Consider the following 22,637-nt stretch of genomic DNA (forward strand, 5'->3'; position numbering starts at 1 on the left):
TGCAGATTGCGCTTCTTGATCATGGCCATTGGCACCGGAGTATGTACGTTCAGGCGTTTGAGGCCGTTGGACAGCCCTTCCAGAATGGCGAGAATGCGCTGGAAGACAATCTGAAACGAGTTCTGGAGAGCGGCCCTGAACTGCTGGTCGTGCTGGGAACTCCACAGGAAATGCTGCGCGAGGTGGGGCGCTGTATTGAAACTAGCGTACCGGTGGCCGCTGAAAAGCCAGTGGGCCGCAACGCCGCCGAACTGGAGCCACTGGCCGAACTGGCCCGGCAGCATGGAGCTTTCGTGACCGTGGCGCAGCCCCATCTGCTGGGGGAATTCTGGGACGTCTGCACGCCTGAGGCGGGAGGCCCCCTCTCGCACCTGCGCTTCCGGTTGGTGAACGGCTCGCCGGAGCGGTACGCGGCGCTGGGCGTTCCCTGGGTCATGCAAGCGAATGTGGCAGGAGGCGGCGTGCTGCGCAATCTGGGCATTCACGGGATCAGCGCCTTCCTGAAGGCCACCACCGGGGAAGTTCAGGTGCATTCCTGCGTGCTGAGCCGCCGTCTGTTCCAGATGGAGGTGGAGGAATACGCCGCCGTGACTCTGTCGGCAGGCGGCGTGATCGGACACATTGAAGTGGGGTACACCGCCGCCGTGGATGACGCCAGCGACTTTGAGCTGAGTGGACACCGCCGTGACCTCACCGTTAAGGATGATGGGCAGGCGCTGACCATCTTTGACCGCCGTGCAGGTCGGACTCGGGTGCAGCCCGTTCTGCCCCTGGCCCGCCGGTACGAGTTGTTTGCCGCCGCCAACGTGCAGGCCATTCAAACGGGCGGCCCGGCCCCCCATTCCCTGGACGATCATCTGGCCGCCATGCGCGTGATTGACGCGTGCTACGCCGCCGCCACCTGGATGGACGCATGAGGGTGGGCATTCTCGGCGCGGGGTGGTGGGCCGATCAGCACGCGCAGGCCCTCGCCACGCTGGACGGTTTCACGGTCACGGGCGTCAACAGCGGATCGCTGGAGACGGCCACCGCCTTCGCCGCACAATACGGGGGACGCGTTCATGCCGACGCCGGGGCCTTACTGGCCGCCCCGGATGTGGACGCCGTGCTGATTACCGCGCCGCACGAGTACCACGCCCCACTGGCCCTCCAAGCCATTGCCAGCGGGAAGCCTGTTCTGCTGGAAAAACCTGTCGCCACCAATAACACAGACACCCATGCCGTTCTGAATGCCGCTCGTGACGCCGGAGTGACGTGTCTGGTGGGCTTTACCAGTCACTATTTCCCTGGATTCAGCCGGGCCAGGGAATTGATTGACAGTGGTGAACTGGGCCGCCCCCTCAGCGGACAGAGCGTCTTCCAGAAACGCTGGATGGAGGCCAACCGCCGCGACTGGCACCTGGATCGGGGGCGCGGCGGCGGAATGCTGCTGACCGCCGGCATCCACGCCCTGGACCGCCTGATGTGGTTGATGGACAAACCCGTGCAGTCGGTCAGCGCCGCTATGGGAACGCATATGCACGATCAGCAGGCCGACGATCTGTCCAGCATTTTCCTGCGGTTCCAGGGCGGCGGCGCGGGCATGGTGGGCAGCTACGGCTACGCGCAGGGCGGCCCCATCAACGCCACCACCATCCTGTGCGAGGGCGGCAGCTTGCGCGTCACGCCCGACAGTCTGGAGATCGGCCAGAACGACGGCTGGGAAGCGGTTTCATTAACCTTACCGGGCAACCTGACGCTTGCCGCTCTGGCGCAGGAGTGGGTGGAATTGCGTGCCTGGGCCGAACGGGGTCAGCTTCCCAGAGTTACACCGGAGTTTGCCGGTTCAGTGATGGATGTCGTCTTTGCCGCTGAGGAATCCGCCGTCCAGGAGCGCGAGGTTTCGCTGGGATGAACGAAGCGGGGGCCAACTGGTGTAGCAGTTGGCCCCCGCTTCGTTCAGATGCTCAGTCCTTGATCTCGATGCTGTCGCCCTTGAGCGAGATGGAGAAGACCTTGCTGCTGGCGTCGCCGCCCTTCAGCTCGCCGCCCACCAGAATGACCTCGTCGCCGCGCTGGATGCTGATGCCCGAAGCCTGGGCCTGCGGCAACTGGCCGACCACGCTCCACTTATCGCCGCGCAGCGCGTAGATGTCGCTTTGCCAGGTCTTGGTCAGGCCCTGGTGGGCGTACTGCACGCCACTCTGAAACTTGACGGTGCTACCGGGGAAATTGGCTCCACCGGCCACCAGCAGCGCTCCTTGGCTGGAGCCGGTAAAGGCCGCGGCCACGCCTTCTTGCACCGCGCCGTTCGCCGCACTGGGCAAGTCGGGCAGCGTGCTCCAGGTCACGCCGCCGTCCTTCACGGTGGCGCGGCCCGCCTGAGCGGTACGCAGTCCGGGCTTCATCTCGCCGCTCACCACCGTCAGCGCGTCGCCCTGAAGGCTGACGGCGGCTCCGGCACGGCCAATGAAGGGCGCGGTGCCCAGCGACTGCCAGGTGTTGGTGGCGGGCGTGTAGCTCTGCACTTCTCGCCCGAAGAAATAATCCTGGGGGCGTCCGCTGAAGTACGCCAGGGCCACGGCGTCACTTCTGACCTTGTCAGTTCCGGCGGCGGCGATGTCCTCGAAGTACCCGTTAAAGATGTTGCGGTTGACGCCGCCGAACAGCAGGATGCGGTCACCCTGGGCCACCGCCGTGCCGCCGCCGATGTCCTGGGGAGCGCGGGTATTCAGTGCCTGCCAGGCGTTGCTCGCCGGATCGTAGGCGTAAACCTGATTGAAGACTGAGGTGGTCGCCTCGGGCGTGGGTTTGCCCAGGCCGCCGAACACGTACAGTTTGCCGTTGACCACGGCGGCGGCGGCCTGATCGCGGGCTGCGCCGGGGAAGGCGGCCATTTCTGTCCAGCCCTTGGCGGTGTCCAAGAGGTTCAGAGCATAGAACTTCTGTCCTGCCGTGCCGAGTCCGGCGTAGAGGGTGTCGCCGATCATTCCGCCCACGCCGTTCTTGATTCCGGCGGGCAAATCGGGGTAGGTCTGGGTCTGTGCGGCGGCGGTGGTGATCAGCAGAGCGGCAAGCAGGGTCATAGTCCTCATGGGGCCTCCAAAGAGAGAGCGGGTGGTGGAGCCATGCACCAAATTGGGATGCTCCTTAGATATCTGATATCTGACTTGTGGTGGTTTGAACTGTACTTTGGATGAAGTGCGCCTGTCAAGTAGGCGGTTCTCAAGGAATTGAGTGGGGGTACTGGTGGTTGACAGAACCATCACCGCTCACGTAAACTTCCCTCACCTATCAGATATCTGATGTCAGATTCACTCCAGCACTGGAATGGCCTGGCGTCGCCCACAGGAGGTTTATGGCTGCCCGAATCCCCGCTTACCGACAGGCCCAGACGTCAATCAAGCAGTACATCGAAGATCACCAGTTGCAACCTGGCGATCCATTGCCCCCCGAAGGCCAGCTTGCCAAGGACATGGGCATGAGCCGCCTCTCGCTGCGCGAGGGTGTCAAGACGCTGGAAGCGGTTGGGATTCTGGAGGCCCGGCAGGGCGAGGGCATTTACGTCAAGGCGTTTACCTTCGACAGCATTTTCGAGAACCTGCCGTACTCATTGGCCAGCGACGGTCAGTCCCTGCGCGACTTGCTCCAGGTTCGCACCGCGTTGGAAGAAGGGCTGGTGGGCATGGTGGCCAGCCAGGCCAGCCCCGAACAGATTGCTGAGCTGGACATTCTGGCCCAGCAGATGGTGAAAAAAGCCTGCGATGGCCAGACCTTCGAGGACGAAGACCGCGAGTTTCACTTGACGCTGTATCGCCCGCTGAACAACCCCTTCCTCAACCGACTGGTCGAACTGTTCTGGGAAGTGTTCCGTCGCCTGCACGGCAGCGAGGGTGTGACCCACTGGAACCTGGAACAGACCGCTCAGGATCACGTCGCCATCGTCGAGGCGCTGCAGGCTGGCAAGGCAAGTCAACTCACCAAGGCCATGCACAACCACTTTCGTCAGATCAAGCAGCGACTCGATCCCCAGACCTCAGCCGATCCCCAGACTCCAGATCAACCCGTACCTCAATCCACCCACCCGTAACACCCAATCCATCCACCGTCCCTTCGCCCCAGTTCACACGCAGGAGATCCACCATGATGAAACGTTCCTTGCTCGCTCTCACTTTCGCCCTCTGCACGCTGGGCAGCGCCTCCGCCGACAAGGTCATCACCGGGGCTTTCGACCAGGGACCCGGCGGCGCACCGGGACAATTCAATCCACTGACCAACACGGCGGGTTTCACCTGGCTCAACAAGTACTACTCGACGCTGGTGCTCTATGATCCGGCCTTTAAAACGATCAGCGGCGATCTGGCCTCATCGTGGACCGTCGCCGACGGGGGCAAAAAGTATACCTTTGTGCTCCGCAACGGCGTGAAGTGGCACGACGGCGAGGCATTGACCTCCGCTGACGTCAAGTTCAGTCTGGACCTCGCCAACAACCCGGATTCCGGCAGCGGTTTTGCCGCCAAGTTCGGCAACATCACCAAGATTCAGACGCCCAGTGCCCGCACGGTGGTCATCACCCTGAGCAAGCCCAACGCCGCGCTGCTCGACGCCCTGACCAACTTCATGATCCTGCCCCAGCACGCGCTGAGCAAGATTGCGCCCAAGGACCTGCGCAACGCCGCGTGGTGGCGCGCCAACCCTATCGGCACCGGCCCCTTCAAGTGGAACAAACTGGTGCCCGATCAGTACGTGGAACTCGTCGCCAACCCCGATTACTTCCGGGGCAAGCCCAAAATAGACCGGCTGGTCAACCGCTACTTCAAGGAGCAGGCGGCGGCAGTGGTGGCCCTCAAGAGCGGCGACCTCGACTTCTCGTACCTGTCGCTCGACGACACCAAGACCTTCAGCGGCAACGCCGTCAAGATCATCAGCGGCCCCTCGCAGGTCGCCAACTATCTGGGCTTCAACAACGCCTCGCCTGTCCTGAAAGACGTGCGGGTGCGCCAGGCCATCTTGCAAGCGATTGACCGCGACACCATCGTCAAGCAGCTCTACGGCGGCGGCGCGGAAGTGGCCAACTGCCCGGTAACCAACACCAAGTACGTGCCCAAGGGCATCAACGCCTACGCCTACAACCAGGATCAGGCCCGGCAGCTGCTCAAGGCGGCGGGCTGGGACAACTCCAGAACGGTGGAAGTCATCACCTACTACTCTGATCAGCTCAGCAAGGACGTGCTGGTCACCATCCAGCAGATGCTGGGTCAGGTGGGCATGAAGATCGCGCCGCGTTTCGTGGACGTGCCCACCTACAACCAGACCACCGGCGGCAACGACTTCACCATGGTCTACGCGGGTATCGGCAACGGCCCTGATCCCGACACCCTCTACCCCAGCATGCACTCCGACTTCATTCCGCCCAACGGCACCAACCGCATGAAGGTCAATATCCCCGCACTCAACAAGCTGTTCGAGCAGGGACAGGAAACCACCTCGACCGCTGCTCGCACCAAGGCGTATCAGGAGATGTGCAGCCTGGCCAACAAGCAGCTTCCCTGGGACGTGTTGTGGAGCGCCAAGCGCTTCGGCGGCGTCAGCAACAAGCTGAGCAACTTCATCTGGACGCCCGCACCGGGCGGTGGCCGCTACGACGACAAGGCCTACCTCTGGGACACCAAGTAAGACGTAGGGGGACGCCACGGGCAGAGTTTCAGTTGTCCGTGGCGTTTTCTCTGCCGCGCCGTCTCTCCATCTTTGTAAGGAGCTGATTGTATGGGCCTGTATACCCTCCGCCGTCTCTTGATCAGCATCCCGCTGCTGCTGGTGATCAGCGCCGTGGTCTTTACGCTGCTGCAATTCACCCCCGGCGATCCGCTGGACGCCTACATTCCACCCGATCAGGTCCTCAGCGCCCAGCAGCGCGAGATTTTGAAAGTCGACCTGGGCCTGGATCAGTCCAAGCCGGTGCAGTACTTCAAGTGGCTGGGCCGCGCCGTGCAGGGCGATCTGGGCTACCGCATCAAAAACGGTCAGCCGGTGCTGGCCGAACTGGGCCGCCGCCTGCCGCCCACGCTGCTGCTGATGGGCCTGGGAATGACCGTGGGAGTGGCGCTGGGCATCTTCTTCGGCATCGTCGCGGCGGTCAAGCGTTACACGTTGCTGGACAACACCCTGACCTTTCTGGCTTTCCTGGGGATCTCCACGCCCGCGTTCCTGGCGGGATTGCTGGGCATGTACGTTTTTGCCCTCAAGCTGGGCTGGTTTCCTGCCGGGGGCTACCAGACGCCGGGGCAGGGCGGAGTGCTGGACATCCTGCGGCACCTGATGCTGCCCGCCATGATCTTGTCGGTCACCTACATCGCCATTCTGATGCGCTACACCCGTTCCAGCGTGCTGGAAGTGCTGTTTCAGGACTATGTTCGCACCGCTTCGGCCAAGGGCGTGCGGTCGTACCGGGTCATCGCCAAGCATGTGCTGCGCAACGCGCTGATCCCGGTCGTGACGGTGATCGGGGCCAACATTGCCAACCTGATCGGCGGCGCAGTGTTCCTGGAAAGCATCTTTTCGTGGCCCGGCACCGGGCAGTTGTACCTGGACGCCATCGACTCACGCGATTACCCGATGATCATGGGCACTACCCTGATTCTGGCGATCATCATTTTGCTGGCCAACCTGATCACCGACTTGATGTACGGGCTGATTGACCCCCGGATTCGGTTCTCGTGAACGCCCGCCTTGACATTGAACTGGGGAGGCTGAACCCGTGACGACCATTTCTCCTTCCAAATCCAGCAAGCCCCGCGCCCAGACGCCCGGTAGCATGGCCCTCAAACGTTTCTTGCGCCACAAGCTGGCCGTTGTCGGCCTGGTTTTGCTGAGCGTCATCGTGCTGCTGGTCATCTTCGGCCCGCTGATCGCCCGCTTCGGTCCTGACGAGATCGATTTGCTGGCCCGCAACCAGCCGCCCGGTGGAGCGCACTGGCTGGGCACCGATCCCACCGGGCGCGATATTCTGGCCCGCACCCTGTCTGCCGGGCGCGTCTCTCTGATGGTGGGCCTGTTCAGTACCCTGATCTCGGTGGTGATCGGCACCACGCTGGGAGCGCTGGCCGGATATTTCGGCGGCTGGGTAGACAACGTGATTATGCGTTTCGTGGACGTGGTCATGACCTTTCCCAGCATCGTGGTGCTGCTGACGCTGGCAGCCATCGTCGGCCCCGGCATTGACAAGACCATCATCATTATCGGCGTGCTGGGTTGGCCGCTGGCCGCGCGACTGGTGCGGGCCAAGCTGCTCTCGGTGCGCGAACTGGACTTCATCTCGGCAGCCACCGCACTGGGGGCCAATGACCGCCGCATCCTGCTCAGGCACGCCCTGCCCAACGTCATTGATGTGCTGGTGGTGTTCGTCAGCCTGGGTGTCGCCAGCGGCATCCTGACCGAAGCGGGCCTGAGCTTCCTGGGCCTGGGGGTGCAGCCTCCGCAGGCCAGTTGGGGCAATCTGCTCAGCAGCGCCCGCGAGATCAACATCCTGGAAGCCTACGTGTGGCAGTGGATGCCCGCCGGACTGCTGATCATTCTGACCGTACTGGCCACCAACTTCCTGGGCGACGGCCTGCGCGACGCGCTCGATCCTAAAGCCAAGCAGTAATTTTCTCACCACCCCATCCGAGGTTCCTTATGATGAACACAGACTTTCCCGCCAACCTGCACGGCATTATTCCCCCCGTCGTTACGCCCCTGACCCCAGACTTTCAAGTGGACGAGCCGTCGCTGCGCCGCGTGATCAAGCACCTGCTGGACGGCGGTGTGCATGGCCTCTTTCTGCTCGGCTCCACCAGTGAGGTGGTGTTCATGGACGCGCCCCAGCGCCGCGAGGTGCTGCGGATTGCCGTGGACGAGGTGGCCGGGCGCGTTCCGCTGCTGGCGGGCGTGATTGACCCCACCACCGACCGTGTGATCGCCCATGCCCGCGACGCCCGCGATGCCGGAGTCGACGGCCTGGTGGTCACTGCGCCGTTCTACGCCCGCACCAGCCAGACCGAGATTGTGGAGCACTTCCGCGCGGTGCATGAGGCCGTGGGCCTGCCGATCATGGCCTACGACATCCCGGTGTGCGTGCAGGTCAAGCTCGAGCGCCCCACCCTGCGCCAGATGCGGCGGGAAGGCTTGATCGTGGGCCTCAAGGACAGCAGCGGCGACGACACCAACTTCCGCCTGCTGGCCCGCGAGTGCGCGGATGACCCGGAATTCCGCATGTTCACCGGCTCGGAACTGATGGTGGACACGGCGTTTATGGTGGGCGCGCACGGCTGCGTGCCGGGGCTGGGCAATGTTGACCCGGCAGCCTACGTGGCGCTGTACGACGCGGCCCAGCGCGAGGACTGGCGCGAGGCCCGTCAGATTCAGGAACGCCTGATCCGGCTGTTCGCAGTGGCCTTGCAGGGCACGCCGCGTACCAGCGCCGGAGCCTCAGGTGTGGGCGGCTTCAAGGCGGCCATGCGCCTGATGAACCTGATCACCCACCACCACATGAACCGTCCGAATCTGCCACTCAATGACCAGGAAATGGAACGGGTGCGGGCCATTCTGGAAGCCGAGGGGCTTATGGTTCATGCCTGAGGGCGGGTTGCTGGATCAGCTGCGCGGTGGCCTGATCGTTTCGTGCCAGGCCAATCCTGATTCGCCGCTCCGCGATTCGTACATCATCAGTCGGCTGGCGCTGGCCGCCGAGCAGGGCGGAGCGGTGGGCCTACGCATTCAGAGCTTCGAGGATGTGGTGGCGGTGCGGGCCGTGACTTCCCTGCCCATCATCGGCCTGACCAAAACAGACCGGGACGACACCGACATCTACATCACTCCGACCGCCGCCGAGGGTGTGAAGCTGGCCGAACTGGGTGCACAGATCGTGGCCTTCGACGCCACCGCGTTGCCCCGGCCCGAACCGCTGGCAGACATGTTCGCCGCCGTTCATGCAGCGGGCGCGCTGGTGATGGGCGACATCAGCACCCTGGACGAGGCACTGGCCGCTTTTGATCACGGTGCGGACATCGTCAGCACCACCATGAGCGGCTACACCCCGCACAGCCGCCAGCTTGCCGGGCCGGATTGGGATCTGATGCGGGAGTTGCGTGATGCTGGACTGACTTTTGCCGCCGAGGGTCGACTGAACAGCCCTGCAGACGCGGCACAGGCCATGCAACTGGGGGCAAGTTTTGTGGTGGTGGGCAGTGCGGTGACCAGGCCAGACGTCGTAACCCGCTGGTTTGCTCAGGCAGTACGTGTCTGAGCCGGCAGCCCAAGTCCTCGCTGTCGATATCGGCGGAACGACGACGCGAGTGGCGCTGGTCGAAGGCTTGTCGCTCCATTCACGCCGCGAGATGCCCACCCAGGCCCACGATGGTCCCGAGCGGCTGCTTCAGCGGCTGGGCCAACTCATCGCCGAGGTACAGCCACAGCCGGAAACGGTGGCCGTTGCCTGTACCGGGCGCGTTCATGACGGGTGTGTATCGGCCATCAACACCGCAACCATGCCCGGCTGGCTCAACATTCCCTTGCAGGCCACGCTGACCCAGACCCTGAAAGCCCCCGTGGCGGTCATCAACGATGCGCGGGCCGCGACACTGGGTGAATGGCACGCCCGGGGTGCGCCCGCGTCGGAGAATTTCATGTTCGTCACGGTCTCGACGGGGATCGGCAGCGGCGTGATCCTCGGCGGACACCTGAACGATCCACCTGGCGGACGGGACGTCGGGATGGGCTTTACCCGTGGTCTGAACGGTGCGCCGCTGGAATATGCTTCGTCCGGCAGCGGTTTGAAATCGGTGGCCCACTGGGCTGGGTATTCGAGCGTGGCGGCTTTGATGGACGCGGCGGAGGCGGGCAATGACCGTGCCCAGGCGGCGCTGCGCGCGCCTCTCACGGTTCTTGCCGACCGAATTTGGGATGCGCACTGCCTGCTGGGACTTCACACCATCTGTCTGGGTGGCAGCGTGGGTCTGCGGCCGTTCACTGGGGAGGTATTGGGTCAAGTTCTGAGCGGAGCGAATGGCCCGGCACTTCAGCCAGCCAAACTCGGTGCCGACGCGGGCCTCATCGGTGCCGCCGTCTTCGTACAGCAACAGGAGAGGAGAGTATGACCCATCAGAACGAAACGCTGCTCTCGGTGACCAACCTCAAAACGTACTTCTTTACCGACGACGGCGTGGTCAAGTCGGTCGACGGCGTAACCTTCCACATCGGCAAAGGCGAGACGCTGGCCGTGGTGGGCGAGTCCGGCTCCGGCAAGAGCGTGACCAGCCTCAGCGCCATGCGCCTGATTCCCGTGCCGCCCGGCAAGATCGTCGAGGGCGAGATGCTGTTTACCGGCAAGGATGGCCGCACCACCGACCTGGCCACCATGAGCGAAGCCGAGATGCGGAAAATTCGCGGCAACGACATCTCGATGATCTTTCAGGAACCGATGACCAGCCTCAATCCGGTCTACACGGTGGGCGATCAGATTGCCGAAGCAATCAGTCTGCACCAAAACAAGAACCGCAAGGAAGCCATGCTGGCGGCCACCGATATGCTGCGGCTGGTGGGCATTCCGGCCCCCGAGAAGCGGGTCAACGAGTACCCCCACCAGATGTCCGGCGGCATGCGCCAGCGGGTCATGATCGCCATGGCGCTGTCGTGCAACCCGGCGCTGCTGATCGCCGACGAGCCGACCACCGCCCTTGACGTGACCATTCAGGCGCAGATTCTGGACCTGATGCGCAAGCTGCAAAAAGAAATTGGCATGAGCATTCTCTTCATCACCCACAACCTCGGCGTGGTGGCGGAAATGGCCGACCGGGTCGTCGTGATGTACGGCGGACGGGTGGTTGAGGAAGGCGACGTGATCGAGATTTTCCAGGCCCCGCGCCACCCGTACACCATGGGCCTCTTGAACAGCATTCCGCGCGTGGACCATGCCGCCGAGTACCACACCGGCCCGGGTCAGAAAAAAGAGCGCCTGGAAGCCATTCCCGGCAACGTGCCCAACCCACTGAACTTGCCGCCCGGCTGTCCCTTCGAGCCGAGGTGCAAGTACGCCATCGCCGCGTGCAGCACGGCTGTGCCTGCGCTGGAAGACACCGGCGGCGGCCACATGTCGCGCTGCATTCGCTGGAAGGAATTCGAGAACGAAGCCCGGCCTGCCGTTTCGCAGCGCCAGAACGCCATGGGAGAAACGCTGTGACCGCCAACTTCAACACCAATTCCGCCGTGCCGGGGGCCGTCGTGTCCGCCGCGCCGCCGCTCCTCAAGGTCCAGAATCTGGAGAAGTACTTTCCGATCCGGGGCGGGCTGCTCTCGCGGGTGGTCGCCAACGTCAAGGCCGTCAACGACGTGTCGTTCGAGCTGGCCAAGGGCGAGGTCGTCGGACTGGTGGGCGAGTCGGTGTCCGGCAAGACCACGGCCGGGCGCGCCATCTTGCGGCTGATCGAGCCGACTGGCGGGCAGGTCATCTTCAACGGCACCGACGTGACCAAGCTGAACAAGTCGGACATGCGCGATTACCGCCGCCAGATGCAGATTATCTTCCAGGACCCGTTTGCCAGCCTGAATCCGCGCATGACGGTTTCGGACATCATCGGCGAGGCGCTGGACATTCACAAACTGCACCAGGGCTCGGCACGCACCGACCGCATCGCCAGCCTGCTTCAGAAGGTGGGACTGCGCCCCGAGCACATGCGCCGCTACCCGCACGAGTTTTCCGGCGGGCAGCGCCAGCGCATCGGTATCGCCCGCGCCCTGGCGGTTGATCCCAGCTTCATCGTGGCCGACGAGCCGGTGTCGGCGCTCGACGTGTCGATTCAGGCGCAGGTCGTCAACCTGATGCAGGACCTGCAGGAAGAACTCGGCCTGACCGTGCTGTTTATCGCGCACGATCTGGCGGTCGTCGAGTACATCTGCGACCGGATCATCGTGATGTACCTGGGCCGCATCATGGAGATCGCGTCGAGCCGCGAACTCAACCGCAATCCCAAGCACCCCTACACCGAGGCGCTGCTGTCGGCGGCCCCAGTACCGGACCCGACCGTCAAGCGCCAGCGCATCATCCTGGAAGGCGACATTCCCAGCCCGATCAACCCGCCGAGCGGGTGCGTCTTCAGAACCCGTTGCCGCTACGCCATTGCCGAGTGCGCCAACGTGATCCCGGAGCTGCGCGAAGTCTCGCCGGGCCACTTCAAGGCCTGCATCCGCGACGACGTGCTGTAGAGCATTTGTCAAAAAAAGAAGCTCTTTTTTGACCGAGCGGGCAGGCCGCATAATGGTGCTGCTTTGCCCAAGAACCAACGGGAGTGAAGTAGAGAGCATTTGGGAGGATGGACGGCTAAGCGTGCTTTTTGCTCAGACTTCTCTTCGGACAAATGCTCTAAACAGTCATTTGTCACTGCCTAAAGCTTTGAGACGCGCCCTTACAGCGAATACCTGCATGTGGATGGCTTAGAAGTGGTACGTCGCCTTTCTCTCGGCAGCACCTTACGAATTTAAATGAATTCTCCTTATGGCGTCGCGTCACGAGATACCAACGACAACGACATCCTGATTCGTTCTGCAACCCCTGAAAAACCGCCATACAGCTCCTCCTGGAGGACAGCCATGACCATCACCGATCCCCTGATGCTTCAAGAAACCCGTGAGGCCCCCCAGGTCATTGCCCGGCAATTCCGTGAAAACGCGGCCCTGAGTAAGGCCCTGGCGTCTGCTCTCCGTGAACGCCGCCCGGCCTACGCCGTCACGGTGGCGCGGGGCAGCAGCGATCACGCCTGCACGTTCCTCAAGTACGCTCTGGAAACGCAGTTGGCCCTTCCGGTTGCCAGCTTGGGGCCGAGTGTCCACACCCTATATGGAGCGCGCCTGAACCTGAGCGGCGCACTGGTGATTGCCGTTTCGCAGAGTGGGGCCAGCCCGGACGTGGTGGAAAACGTGCGGATGGCGCGGGAAGGCGGGGCCACCACGGTTGCCCTGGTGAATGTCGAGGACAGCGCCCTCGCCCATGAAGCGGAGTTTGTTCTTCCACTGCGTTGCGGCGAGGAGCGGGCGGTGGCCGCCACCAAGAGCTGACTGCCTTGCTGCCCGTGATCGCCGATCTGAGCGGGGACACCGCCCTGGCCCAGATGCTGCCCAGGCTGCCCGAGTTGCTGGAGCCTGCGCTGGAGCTGGAAGAGGACGCCCGCGAACTGGCGGCGCGTTACCGCTTCGCCAGCAACCTGCTGGTGCTGGCCCGTGGGTTGCACTTCGGCGTGGCGCAGGAGGCGGCGCTGAAGCTCAAGGAGACGTGTGGCATTCACGCCGAGGCATACTCGGCAGCCGAGTTCAGCCACGGCCCCAAGCGTCTGCTGGCCGAGGGCCTTCCCATTCTGGGCTTCCAATCTACGGATGCGGCGGCGGACGCCACAGCGCAGGCCTACGCAGAGCTGTCCCGAGGCGGCGCGGACCTGCGCACACTGGGGCCTGCTGAGGGAAGCACCCTGACCACCCCGGACACCGGACACGCCCTGACCAACCCGGTGTCGAGTGCGCTCGCCTTTTACCTGTTCGCCGCGCACCTGGCGCTGCACCGGGGTCTGGATCCCGATGCCCCACCACTGCTGCAAAAGGTGACCCAGACCCGCTGAACGCGGACCGTTCCTCAACACTGGTTTTATCGGCGTGAAGTCTCCGGCCAGAAGTGGACCACGAGGAACGGAAAGCTGGGCTGACGCTGTTTCTCACCCAGGGGCGGTGCCGTCGGCAGTTGGCTGACCATCACGTACAGCGCGTTGTCCGAACCTGGAATCACGTTATCGGGCCAGTACAGATCGCACACGCTGGTACGAACGGTTGGCTGGGCCGACGCAGCCGATGGCGTATCTCCCAATCTCGGTGAGATGCAGGTTGTCCGCCGCGTCCATCCACATTCCGCCTGCATTGAGCCGGTCGGCGTAGCGCTGCTGTAACTCGTCGTCATCCAGACTCTCGTCCAGTAGATCACGGGTCCGCAGACGCCAGATGGACTCTCCTGTCAGCGGTCCGTAGTAACCAGTTGTGCGGGTTTTGAGATTCGGAGCGAAAAGGTCGCCAAGTGCATCTTAAAAACATCTTCGCTGACCCAGCCGAACCATTCGCGTGACCAGGCCAGCAGGACATTGAAGACTGCGGCCACATATGCGAGATGAGCCGTGAGGTACGCCTCACGGCGGTGATCCATTCGTTTGAGATTCACCACCCTGGTCAGTAAGGAAAACGCCGTTTCCACCTGCATCCGTTCGTTCCAGGTTCCCTTCTTGCAAAGCTTGAGATTCGCTGGAACCAAGGTTTTCTCTGCGCTTCGGTATCCCCAATCGGCCAGCACGATGGCCTGTTCACCGACGGCCTTGACCAGGGGATAGAACACCTGATCGTGACGGTTCATCGGTGCCCAGCTGAAATTCACGACCTCACCGAGGTCGTTCAGAACGCAACACCATTTGATGCCGACACTCCAACGCCCTTTGTCCTTGCTCTTTCTGACGAGTGAATGCTGTGCTCGTCCCTGCTGCCTAGGGTGGAGAAGTTCAACCGGATAGCTATCTATCACGACAAAAAACGAAGGATCGCCCAGGAAGTTAGCACACAGCGCTGCGTGTTTCGTGATCAGTCAGGAAAGGCGAGAACGTTCAGGCAGCCTGGGAAAAAGGGCAAGGTAATCACGGGACAGCCAGCGGTAAAACGCCTTGAAGCCAATACATTTCAGGCCGAACAGCATGCCGAGGGTCACGATCTCACTGGGATGCAGCTTGGACAGCGGATGCTGTCCAAGTCCCCCTAAGCGGTCATCGATTTGAACGAAGAGGTGTGTGATGATGTCAACCGTTGAGGGAAGGGTTTGCACCGCCTGAGGATGCGCTTCTGGCGCACCCTCACCCCCGACTGCTTAACCCGCACAACTGGTTAAATACCCCATTGACTGAAGTACGCCACCCGTTTCAGTCCACCCGTGGGCGGTGGAGTGGTTCCGGTGCCGCTGGAGATATTGACGGTGACGCTGGTCGAAGCGGATTTGGTATTGCCGGCTGCCTTGAAGGTCTTGGCCGTATAGGAGCGTGTGCCGTTCTGGGCAGACGTGACCGCTTCGGACGCGGTGTAAGGTGCCGTGGTGTCGGTATTCAGCAAAGTGGTGCCGCTGTAGAACTCGACCTTGCTGACCCCAACGTTGTCGCTCGCCGAGGCACTCAGGGTGACGTTGCCTACGGTGGTGACGCTGCTCGGAGACGCGCTCAGCGAGACACTGGGCGCGGTGGTATCGCCACCGGGTAAGGTTGTGCCGCACGTACCGCTGACCACACCCCAGGGCTGGCCACTGCCGGACGGGCCACTGTGGATCGCACGGGCGTCACCTTGCGTCCACCAGTTGGCTTTATAGGTGATGCCGCCCGCGCTGGCGGTATAGGCGGTCGTGGCATTCCAGGCCGCGCAGGTCAGCGCCTGGCTGCTCAATGAGTTTGAGCCTGGTGTCGGTGAGGTGCTGCAAGCGGCCAGGGTCAGGATTAGAGTCAGGAAACTCAAAGCGGACAAACGGAAGTGAGACATAGACTCTGTTCCTCCAAGTACGTTGAGTACCGCAATAAACTAAGAGTCACCCGGCCCGGAATTGGGAAAGTGTACGTTTTGGTTGCGTGACGTAAAGATAACTTTTTTCTCCATTACGCGTAGGGATTGAAAATTATTTTCTTCATCAAACTCCATTACACCCCGGCACCTTGACCCACGAATCCGACGGAAGGCGCGGGGAGACAGCGTCACAGCTTCAACTGCCTTTGCAGCTTGGCCATGCGCCGGGCCACTTCGTCCGGCGGCAGCAGGTTCGTTTCTAGTTCACGCGGGGCTTGCAGCTCAGCCTCCACGAACTGGCGGGTCTGCTTTCCGGGCTGGCCGTTCGCAGTCAGGCTGCGCACCTGGCAGCTGTGCCCGAACCCGGCTTCGTGTCAGATCATCTCGACGACACCCCGGCGCTAGCGGGCGTTGCGGCCTTCGAACCACGTGACCGCGTCGCCGATTCTAAACTCCGCACCCCGATCAAGAGCAGGCTCGTGCATGGGAGCCGCCCTGCCGACCCCCGTGCGCCGGTCCCCTGCAGCGCTGAGGCGTCGCTCGACGATCGTCTTGGCGGGTTGCCGCTCACACTAGGGCCACACCATGTACCAGGTAACGCCCTCAGCTGTCCGCACCTCCTCAACGACGCCCCGGCCTCATGGCCGCTGAACATCTCCCGCCACCTCACCAGATCGCCAGACTGAGAACAGGGAGCTGGGCTGATCATGCCAGCCTCTCCCGGCCCAGCACGGCCACCCGCTCAGCCACTGCCTGATTCCAGCGCTCCCGCTCGCCCACACGGCCGGAAGTCTTCATCCACAATCGTCCGGCCGACCTCGGAGGCCACCCACTGCGTGAGCGACTCGGCCTAACGCCCTAAAACATGATGTCGAAGACGGTGTTGCACTCCCTGATTTCAGCGAACTTACCTCTAAAATGGCCTACTGCACGGAATTCAGGAATTGAGACCAGCGCAATTTGCTCAGGCAGACCACACCACCGCCCCGCGCGCAGCCTCTTCGAGCGCAGCATTCACCCTGGAAAACGGGCGGATCCCGAAGAAGTGCTCAGCGCTGTACGGCGAAGGGTGGGCCGATTCCAGAATGACGTGCTGCGGGGCCGTGATGAGTTTTGCCTTCTTGCGGGCATACGCGCCCCACAATACGAACACCACCCGCTGCGGCTGAGCGTTCACCGCCCGAATCACGGCGTCGGTCAGCGGCTCCCAGCCCTGATTCGCGTGGCTGTTGGGTTGGCCCGCCCGCACCGTCAGCACGGCATTGAGCAGCAGCACACCCTGAGTGGCCCAAGCCGTCAGATCGCCATTTCGGGGAGGCGTGATACCGAGGTCGTCGTGAAGCTCCTTGTAGATGTTCTGCAAACTCGGTGGCACCCGCACGCCAGGCCGCACGCTGAACGAGAGACCCTGGGCTTGACCGTGTCCGTGATACGGGTCTTGCCCCAGAATCAGCACCTTCACCTCTTCCAGTGGCGTCAACCGCAAGGCGCTAAATACGTCCGGCGCAGGCGGGTAAATGGCATGCTCGGCCCGCTCGCGCACCAGGAAGTCTTTAAGAGCGTGGAAGTACGGTGCGGCGAACTCGGCGGCGAGGGCTTCTCGCCAAGAATCTGGCAGGCCTGCGATATGAATGGGCTTACCAACGCTTTGAGCGCCGCCGAAGAGGGCGGGCTGAGCGGCACTGACCAGCATGGGTTTCGGCGGTTTGGACGTCACCTTGACGGGCTTGGGCGGCAAGCCTCGCGCTACTCGCTCCGCCCGCATGACTGCCTTCTTGCGGCTGCCGTGCAGGGCGTAGACCCGCCGCGACTCAGGTTCAAACTGAGGCTGAGCACGGGCTGCCATGATTTTGGCTTTGGCAGCCCGCGCCGCTTTTCCCTCGTCCACAATGGGAGTCGGGTAGTTCAGGCGGCTCGACCCGCTCCACTCCCAAGGGGCGTGAATGAAATCACTGGGCGCGTCCTGCAGTTCCGGCACCCAGCAGCGGATGAACTCCCCCGCTGGATCTTGCTGCTTGGCCTGACGAGTGGGTGAGTAGATGCGGACACGGTTGATGCCCACCACCGCGCTCTGCATCTGCATCTGTGACCAATGGATGCCGGGTTCATTGTCAAGCCACTGCCGCGCCAGAAATACACCGGTGGGCCGCCAGTGCAGCCACAAGTGCTGCGAGGCAAAACTCACCAGCATGGCCCGCATCCTGAAATTGAGCCAGCCGGTCGCCACCAGCATCCGCATGCAGGCATCGATCAGTGGGAAGCCGGTTTGCCCGTGTGCCCAGCGGTCAAAAAACTCAGGGTTCCAATCATGCTCGCGCAGGCCGTCAAAGGCCCGATTGAGATTTTGGAATTCCATCTCTGGTTCAGATTCCAGCCGCTGGATGAAATGGCAGTGCCAGTGTAAGCGGCTCTCGTAGCTCCTGAGTGACCTGACCCAGCGCGGGTCGGTTGCAGGATCTCCGCTAACGGCGGCCAAGCGTTGCCGAGTGGCGTGCAGCGTTTCCCTGAGTGACAACGTACCGAAGGCCAGCGGAGCGCTCAGCCGTGAGCAGGCGATTTCAGCGCTCAGGGGACTGCTCATCTCGCGCATGTAGTTCACGCCGCGCACCATCAGGAAGCTACTGAGCGTATCGCGGGCCGCCCGTTCGCCACCGGGTAGGATCGTCTGTTGGCTGGGCGCGACGCCAAGCTCCGCGTGGGTTTGCAAGCCCTGCACCGCGAGAGCCGTACCGATCAAAGCAGTGGGCGGCAGCAAGGGCGGCGACCCTAGTCGCTCTTCCCAAGTGTCAGCCCAGCCGTCGCGGTTGGTCATGCGGCGCACCACGCCGTTTTGCGGCAACTCGTGGAAAAGAATGCTGCGCTCTCGCGCCCAAGCCCGCACCCGTTGGTCACGGGCGTAACTCACGGCGTTGCCGGTTTCCTCGTGTGCCCAGATGCCGCTGATGCCGACTTCCTCCCGCAGCGCTTCCATCACACTGACCGCCTCACCCACTCGCACGATGAGCGGCGTGCCGAGTTCGCGTAGCCGCTCACTGAGTTCGTGCAAACAGTCGTTGAGGTACATCAGGTGGTGTCCGGCGAATTCCTCATGGGCCAGTTGCTCCGGCTCGTAGATGTACAGCGGCAAGACCGGCCCGCGTGCGGCGGCCTCCACCAGCGGGGCATGGTCGTTGATTCGCAGGTCTTTCTTAAACCAGACGAGTTGAACAGGCTGAGGGATTAAGTTAGATACAGACAGAACCGACATGGCTTTATTGTCTCCTAAGCTGAATGATGGTTCCGTAGGCCAACAGCCTGATCTTTTGACCTCTGCCCTCTGACGCCAGCAGAATGCAGTGCCAGCCAGCCGCTCTCTACTCTTGTGACAGCGATCAGTCTCTATGGTTCGTTTTTGTTGAACATGACGACCAAAATCCCATTGACTGACTGAAGTGGACACAGCGGACGCAGCTGATATTTGAACTTCACCGGGGGAAGGTGACAGCACCCTGCCCGGTCGAGACGCTACGTACAGCTTGAGCAGCGCAGACGATCTCCGCCCCAACATGGGTTTGAAATTTTGTGAGCCAAAAGCCGACAGATACGCCGCTCGTCATCGGCCCCACCCTGCTGCCCCGATCCGGCACCCTAGTGGTAGCTTTCAATCATTCAAAATGACTTTCTTTCTATCTTTCTTTCAAGTAAGCTTTCTTTATGACAGAACGGATTTCAGTACTTTCGCGCAAGGGTGGCGTCGGCAAAACGGTCAGTGCGATCTACACGGCGGCGCTGCTGGCTGCGCAGGGCAAAGACGTGTGCATCCTGGATAAAGACCCGGAAGGCAGCGCAGGCGCGTGGGCTCGGGCGGCGGGCGACTTGCCTTTTCCCGTTTACCCGGAAGGGAAGCAGGCTGCGGCCCTCAAACATGCTTGGGTGGTCATTGACACGCCGCCCAACGATCCTCGTGCGCTCGGTGACGCGGCGCGGCTGGCGACCCGTGTGCTGGTGGTCGCCAAATGCAACGCCCTAGAAGCAGACCGATTGGTTCCGACGCTCGACGCACTGATGGCTTCGGGCTTCAGTGGCCCCTGGGGCATTTTACTGACCCAAGCAAGGGGCGGCCTCGGTAGGGAGATGAAGCTGGCATTGGAAGAAGAGGACTTGCCGGTGTACGGCGTCATTCCACATCTCATCAAATACGAGCGGGCCTTTGGCACCTTACCCGACGATCTGAGCGAGTACCACAATGCATTGTTGGGGGCGTTGGCATGACGGGGGACCGGAAGAAGGGTGTGAGTATCGGCGCGGCCATGAAGCAGCGCATGGGCAGTCAGGAGGAGACGCCGGTGCAGGTACACGTCCCCGATCCCGTCCCGCTGAAGACCGAAGAAACGGACGTCCTCGAATCATTTAACACCCGTCTGCCGCGCAGTTTGCAGCGCCGCTTGAAGGTGTACGCCGCTGAGGAGGGCGTCAAGATTCAGGATGTGGTGCAAAGGGCATTAGAGGAGCATCTGGGCATGATATAAAGAAAGATATAAAGATTTCTTTCTTTATATCATCACGAAACCGAGCCGGGTTCGCCCGTTTCGCTGGCCGAGCGTAAAAGAGACTTAGTAAGGAACTCTTGTAAGGTGTACAAATGACCTCTATCACCGCCAAAATCACCAGCAAGGGGCAAGTGACGCTGCCGCGCGAAATCCGTGAGCGGCTCGGCGTACATGATGGCGACCGCGTGCGTTTTGAGTTAGAAGGCGGCGCGGTGGTGCTGTATCCGCAAAGCGATACGCCCAGTTTTGAAAGCATGATCGGCCTCGCCAAGCAGCTAGCAAGGCAAGACGCCCAGCGCGTCATCGACCAACTCCGGCACGACCCGGCAGATCGGGCAGCTTTGGACACGGCTCCAGTGCACCCGCGTATCACGGTACTCACCGACCTTTCGGTGGATGAGACTTGAGCACTGCGCTCGACAGCAATGTGCTGCTCTCGCTGTGGAACGCCGAACCCACCGCGCCGAAGCTGGCTGCCGCGCTTGATAAGCTGGCCGCTCAGGGAAGATTGGTGATCTGCGGGGCGGTGTACGCCGAACTGTACGGCTTTTATCCCGATTTAGAGGCGCTGCCTGAGGACTTACGGCGTCAGCGCCGATCCGCAGATGCCGCTGAGTGCCTGGCAGCGGGCAGGCGAGGCCCACGCCGCCTACAGCGCCCGCCGTCAGGTGAGTGGGGAAGGGCTGCCCCGGCGCATGCTGACCGACTTTCTGATCGGCGCGCACGCCAGCACCTTCGGCCACACCCTGCTGACCCTTAATACAAGTGATTACGGCGACTTTCCCGAAGTGCCACTGCTGACAGTGGCCCAAGAATTCTTGAGCGCGTTTCCTTCGTCTGAACCCCTGCTGACTTCTTGGGCAGAACGGACGCCCATGAGGATGCCTGCCCGCTGCGCTCTTGTCGCCGTGTAGATCGATGTTCCTGTGTTGGGCAGAACGGGAGGAATAGCCCCATACGGGTGTATCGTCATGAACGGACACACGTGTGGGGCCTGCCCGCTGCTCGATGATGTTGTTGCAGTGCGCCGTAGAGATGACGTGCTGGTGGTCGACGTCAGTCAGGCTCAGGAGCTTCCGGATGGCCGCTCCGTAACTCTGGAGCTGATCCGTGTGAATCACCTCTGGAACGTCGTATTCGCCCAGTAATCTGGTCAGGAAGGTCTTGGCAGCTGCAGTATCTAGGCGCTATTGAAGCAGAATATCGAGTACGTACCCGTGCTCGTCCACGGCCCTCCAAAGCCAGTGACGAACGCCATCCATCGTCGTGCACATCTCGTCCAGATACCACCGCGAACCCGTTGAGGTTCGCGGTGACGAAGATCTGCCACAAAGAGAAGGCCGAACTTGATACACCATTCGCGGAGAGTTTCGTGGAGGAGTGGCGTCCTCAAGGGCGTCCGTTCACGACGATACTGACTTGGATGCCGCGCTGATGCAGCAATTCCTGTGCGTCCCGATAGCTCAGGGGAAAGCGATGGTACAGCCAGATGGTGTGCTGGATGATTACCGTCGAAAACCGGTGGCGGTAGGGCGTTCCTTCGGTCACGGTGGTCAGCCTACTCCAATCTGATTAAGGCAACACAACCGAAAATCGAGCTGGCAACTCTCCGCAACTGCTTGACCTCACGCAGTTGCGGGCACAGGACAGATGGGAAGAGCATCTCAGCCGCCGCGCCGGGCTGAATCTCAAGAGTAGAACGCTGAAGCAGCAAAAGACTGGGTTGGCCATCCGAATCCGAGGGTGAGCGTGCTACATTGAGTGGGTTAAGCCTGGCCTGACCTGGCCTTTTCCTACCTTCAGAGGAGCCACCCATGCAAACTGTCAACCTGTACGACGCCAAAAACCGCTTTAGCAAGCTGGTGGACGCTGCTGAAGAGGGCGAGGTCATCATCATCGCCCGCAACGGCAAGCCCGCTGTCAAACTGGTGCCACTCCATTACGGCGAGCACTCCAGCTGGAGCGCTCCCCTGCAAGCCTTCATTCGGGACGGCTTGAAGTCTGGTCAGTACGATGAACAGGCCTTCGAGTTGGATTGCAGCGACGTGCTGCCCATGCCGGAACGTGACCTGCTTTAATGCATTACTTGCTGGACACCAATACCGTCAGCGACTTCTTCCGGCAGCATCCCAGCGTACTGACCCATTTCGGTCAGGTGGCCCCGTCTGAGCTGACCATCAGCAGCGTGACGGTCATGGAAATCGAGTACGGCTTCGCGCGTCAACCGGCTGCCCGCCAGAAGTTCGGTGAGATCTGGGCCGCCTTCCAGCATGACGTGACCGTTCTGGAGTACACCGCGCCTGATGCTGTGGCGACCGGACAGCTCCGCGCCCACTTGGCCGGACTCGGCACACCGATTGGGCCGTTTGATCTGCAACTCGCCGGAACAGCGCTGGTTCGCCGCCTGACCCTGGTGAGCAACAACACCGCCGAGTTCATCCGGGTGCCGGGTCTGACGCTGCAAGACTGGCGTCAAGCCTGACTTTCCCTGCCAACGGTGCCGACGAAGGGTTACGCCGAGCGCCGCTGGGCTGC

At 62.1% G+C, this 22,637-nt stretch carries 23 protein-coding genes and 2 pseudogenes; 18 read left to right on the top strand and 7 right to left on the bottom strand.

Features of this window, described 5'->3' with window-relative positions; translation table 11 throughout:
- Positions 1–41: 41 nt before the first annotated feature.
- Both EHF33_RS19565 and EHF33_RS19570 read left to right on the top strand, forming a co-directional pair.
- The gene (locus EHF33_RS19565) at positions 42–917 is read left to right on the top strand and encodes a Gfo/Idh/MocA family protein (RefSeq protein WP_124875346.1); all 876 of its coding nucleotides are present in this window, start codon (positions 42–44) and stop codon (positions 915–917) included.
- A complete protein-coding gene (locus EHF33_RS19570; RefSeq protein WP_124875348.1) occupies positions 884–1,894 on the top strand; it encodes a Gfo/Idh/MocA family protein in 1,011 nt (336 codons plus the stop codon). The genes EHF33_RS19565 and EHF33_RS19570 overlap by 34 nt, the downstream gene beginning before the upstream one ends.
- A 52-nt stretch (positions 1,895–1,946) precedes the next feature.
- Here the strand turns inward: EHF33_RS19570 and EHF33_RS19575 are convergent, their stop codons facing one another.
- A complete protein-coding gene (locus EHF33_RS19575; protein ID WP_241191432.1) occupies positions 1,947–3,065 on the bottom strand; it encodes an N-acetylneuraminate epimerase in 1,119 nt (372 codons plus the stop codon).
- Between the two features lie 272 nt (positions 3,066–3,337).
- Here EHF33_RS19575 and EHF33_RS19580 point away from each other — a divergent pair, with 272 nt between their 5' ends.
- The 10 genes and pseudogenes from EHF33_RS19580 to EHF33_RS19625 all read left to right on the top strand — a co-directional run bounded on the left by EHF33_RS19580 (position 3,338) and on the right by EHF33_RS19625 (position 13,619).
- Entirely contained in the window at positions 3,338–4,069 is a 732-nt protein-coding gene (locus tag EHF33_RS19580; RefSeq protein WP_124875352.1) for a FadR/GntR family transcriptional regulator, read from the top strand.
- Between the two features lie 53 nt (positions 4,070–4,122).
- Complete coding sequence (locus EHF33_RS19585; protein ID WP_124875354.1) at positions 4,123–5,655, top strand: ABC transporter substrate-binding protein; 1,533 nt, start codon at positions 4,123–4,125, stop codon at positions 5,653–5,655.
- 90 nt (positions 5,656–5,745) lie between these two features.
- Positions 5,746–6,699: an ABC transporter permease gene (locus EHF33_RS19590; protein WP_124875356.1), complete on the top strand. Its 954-nt coding sequence runs from the start codon at positions 5,746–5,748 to the stop codon at positions 6,697–6,699.
- 94 nt (positions 6,700–6,793) lie between these two features.
- Positions 6,794–7,624 (top strand): oligopeptide ABC transporter permease, encoded by an 831-nt coding sequence (gene opp4C / locus EHF33_RS19595; protein WP_124875480.1) that lies wholly within the window; start codon positions 6,794–6,796, stop codon positions 7,622–7,624.
- A 29-nt stretch (positions 7,625–7,653) separates the two neighbouring features.
- Complete coding sequence (locus EHF33_RS19600; protein ID WP_241191433.1) at positions 7,654–8,595, top strand: dihydrodipicolinate synthase family protein; 942 nt, start codon at positions 7,654–7,656, stop codon at positions 8,593–8,595.
- Positions 8,588–9,262, top strand: coding sequence for an N-acetylmannosamine-6-phosphate 2-epimerase (locus EHF33_RS19605; protein ID WP_124875358.1), 675 nt, complete (start codon positions 8,588–8,590; stop codon positions 9,260–9,262). Before EHF33_RS19600 ends, EHF33_RS19605 begins: the two co-directional genes overlap by 8 nt.
- Positions 9,255–10,112, top strand: coding sequence for an ROK family protein (locus tag EHF33_RS19610; protein WP_277425560.1), 858 nt, complete (start codon positions 9,255–9,257; stop codon positions 10,110–10,112). Before EHF33_RS19605 ends, EHF33_RS19610 begins: the two co-directional genes overlap by 8 nt.
- A complete protein-coding gene (locus tag EHF33_RS19615) occupies positions 10,109–11,194 on the top strand; it encodes an ABC transporter ATP-binding protein (RefSeq protein WP_124875360.1) in 1,086 nt (361 codons plus the stop codon). Before EHF33_RS19610 ends, EHF33_RS19615 begins: the two co-directional genes overlap by 4 nt.
- Positions 11,195–11,220: 26 nt before the next feature.
- Complete coding sequence (locus EHF33_RS19620) at positions 11,221–12,216, top strand: ABC transporter ATP-binding protein (protein WP_124875486.1); 996 nt, start codon at positions 11,221–11,223, stop codon at positions 12,214–12,216.
- A gap of 384 nt (positions 12,217–12,600) precedes the next feature.
- A pseudogene (locus EHF33_RS19625) lies at positions 12,601–13,619 on the top strand (SIS domain-containing protein).
- 386 nt (positions 13,620–14,005) lie between these two features.
- Here the strand turns inward: EHF33_RS19625 and EHF33_RS19630 are convergent.
- The 5 genes from EHF33_RS19630 to ung form a co-directional block, all read right to left on the bottom strand.
- Positions 14,006–14,416, bottom strand: a complete 411-nt coding sequence (locus EHF33_RS19630) for a hypothetical protein (protein WP_164473633.1) — start codon at positions 14,414–14,416, stop codon at positions 14,006–14,008.
- 204 nt (positions 14,417–14,620) lie between these two features.
- Complete coding sequence (locus EHF33_RS19635; protein ID WP_124875364.1) at positions 14,621–14,854, bottom strand: hypothetical protein; 234 nt, start codon at positions 14,852–14,854, stop codon at positions 14,621–14,623.
- Between the two features lie 59 nt (positions 14,855–14,913).
- Positions 14,914–15,552, bottom strand: a complete 639-nt coding sequence (locus EHF33_RS19640; protein WP_124875366.1) for an Ig-like domain-containing protein — start codon at positions 15,550–15,552, stop codon at positions 14,914–14,916.
- A 209-nt stretch (positions 15,553–15,761) separates the two neighbouring features.
- Entirely contained in the window at positions 15,762–15,917 is a 156-nt protein-coding gene (locus tag EHF33_RS21255) for a hypothetical protein (RefSeq protein ID WP_164473634.1), read from the bottom strand.
- A gap of 620 nt (positions 15,918–16,537) precedes the next feature.
- The gene (gene ung / locus EHF33_RS19645; protein ID WP_124875368.1) at positions 16,538–18,820 is read right to left on the bottom strand and encodes a uracil-DNA glycosylase; all 2,283 of its coding nucleotides are present in this window, start codon (positions 18,818–18,820) and stop codon (positions 16,538–16,540) included.
- 446 nt (positions 18,821–19,266) lie between these two features.
- Between ung and EHF33_RS19650 the strand changes: the two genes are divergently transcribed.
- From EHF33_RS19650 to EHF33_RS21375, 4 genes are all read left to right on the top strand, one after another.
- Entirely contained in the window at positions 19,267–19,824 is a 558-nt protein-coding gene (locus EHF33_RS19650) for a ParA family protein (RefSeq protein WP_124875370.1), read from the top strand.
- On the top strand, positions 19,821–20,081 hold the full coding sequence (locus EHF33_RS19655) for a hypothetical protein (RefSeq protein WP_124875372.1): 261 nt from the start codon (positions 19,821–19,823) through the stop codon (positions 20,079–20,081). Before EHF33_RS19650 ends, EHF33_RS19655 begins: the two co-directional genes overlap by 4 nt.
- Positions 20,082–20,194: 113 nt before the next feature.
- On the top strand, positions 20,195–20,509 hold the full coding sequence (locus tag EHF33_RS19660; protein WP_124875374.1) for an AbrB/MazE/SpoVT family DNA-binding domain-containing protein: 315 nt from the start codon (positions 20,195–20,197) through the stop codon (positions 20,507–20,509).
- Positions 20,510–20,707: 198 nt separating this feature from the next.
- Positions 20,708–21,016: a type II toxin-antitoxin system VapC family toxin gene (locus EHF33_RS21375; protein ID WP_206431655.1), complete on the top strand. Its 309-nt coding sequence runs from the start codon at positions 20,708–20,710 to the stop codon at positions 21,014–21,016.
- A gap of 63 nt (positions 21,017–21,079) precedes the next feature.
- Here EHF33_RS21375 and EHF33_RS21655 read toward each other — a convergent pair.
- Positions 21,080–21,650, bottom strand: a pseudogene (locus EHF33_RS21655) (IS6 family transposase); the annotation flags it as partial.
- Positions 21,651–21,916: 266 nt separating this feature from the next.
- On the opposite strand from EHF33_RS21655, the gene EHF33_RS19670 reads away from it, so the two are divergent.
- A complete protein-coding gene (locus EHF33_RS19670; protein WP_124875376.1) occupies positions 21,917–22,180 on the top strand; it encodes a type II toxin-antitoxin system Phd/YefM family antitoxin in 264 nt (87 codons plus the stop codon).
- The gene (locus EHF33_RS19675) at positions 22,180–22,584 is read left to right on the top strand and encodes a PIN domain-containing protein (protein WP_124875378.1); all 405 of its coding nucleotides are present in this window, start codon (positions 22,180–22,182) and stop codon (positions 22,582–22,584) included. The genes EHF33_RS19670 and EHF33_RS19675 overlap by 1 nt, the downstream gene beginning before the upstream one ends.
- Positions 22,585–22,637 lie beyond the last annotated feature (53 nt).

Origin of the sequence: Deinococcus psychrotolerans, assembly GCF_003860465.1 — a bacterium.
In the GTDB taxonomy this organism is placed as follows: Bacteria; Deinococcota; Deinococci; order Deinococcales; family Deinococcaceae; genus Deinococcus; species Deinococcus psychrotolerans.

Bases quoted from the DNA above. Each gene is read 5' to 3' on its own strand.
- ung (WP_124875368.1), bottom strand. From the start codon at position 18,820: ATGTCGGTTCTGTCTGTATCTAACTTAATCCCTCAGCCTGTTCAACTC.
- EHF33_RS19650 (WP_124875370.1), top strand. From the start codon at position 19,267: ATGACAGAACGGATTTCAGTACTTTCGCGCAAGGGTGGCGTCGGCAAA.
- EHF33_RS19600 (WP_241191433.1), top strand. From the start codon at position 7,654: ATGATGAACACAGACTTTCCCGCCAACCTGCACGGCATTATTCCCCCC.
- EHF33_RS19565 (WP_124875346.1), top strand. From the start codon at position 42: ATGTACGTTCAGGCGTTTGAGGCCGTTGGACAGCCCTTCCAGAATGGC.
- EHF33_RS19640 (WP_124875366.1), bottom strand. From the start codon at position 15,552: ATGTCTCACTTCCGTTTGTCCGCTTTGAGTTTCCTGACTCTAATCCTG.
- EHF33_RS19590 (WP_124875356.1), top strand. From the start codon at position 5,746: ATGGGCCTGTATACCCTCCGCCGTCTCTTGATCAGCATCCCGCTGCTG.
- EHF33_RS21375 (WP_206431655.1), top strand. From the start codon at position 20,708: ATGCCGCTGAGTGCCTGGCAGCGGGCAGGCGAGGCCCACGCCGCCTAC.
- EHF33_RS19675 (WP_124875378.1), top strand. From the start codon at position 22,180: ATGCATTACTTGCTGGACACCAATACCGTCAGCGACTTCTTCCGGCAG.
- EHF33_RS19670 (WP_124875376.1), top strand. From the start codon at position 21,917: ATGCAAACTGTCAACCTGTACGACGCCAAAAACCGCTTTAGCAAGCTG.
- EHF33_RS19615 (WP_124875360.1), top strand. From the start codon at position 10,109: ATGACCCATCAGAACGAAACGCTGCTCTCGGTGACCAACCTCAAAACG.
- EHF33_RS19655 (WP_124875372.1), top strand. From the start codon at position 19,821: ATGACGGGGGACCGGAAGAAGGGTGTGAGTATCGGCGCGGCCATGAAG.
- opp4C (WP_124875480.1), top strand. From the start codon at position 6,794: ATGGCCCTCAAACGTTTCTTGCGCCACAAGCTGGCCGTTGTCGGCCTG.
- EHF33_RS19585 (WP_124875354.1), top strand. From the start codon at position 4,123: ATGATGAAACGTTCCTTGCTCGCTCTCACTTTCGCCCTCTGCACGCTG.
- EHF33_RS19605 (WP_124875358.1), top strand. From the start codon at position 8,588: ATGCCTGAGGGCGGGTTGCTGGATCAGCTGCGCGGTGGCCTGATCGTT.
- EHF33_RS19580 (WP_124875352.1), top strand. From the start codon at position 3,338: ATGGCTGCCCGAATCCCCGCTTACCGACAGGCCCAGACGTCAATCAAG.
- EHF33_RS19660 (WP_124875374.1), top strand. From the start codon at position 20,195: ATGACCTCTATCACCGCCAAAATCACCAGCAAGGGGCAAGTGACGCTG.
- EHF33_RS19575 (WP_241191432.1), bottom strand. From the start codon at position 3,065: ATGACCCTGCTTGCCGCTCTGCTGATCACCACCGCCGCCGCACAGACC.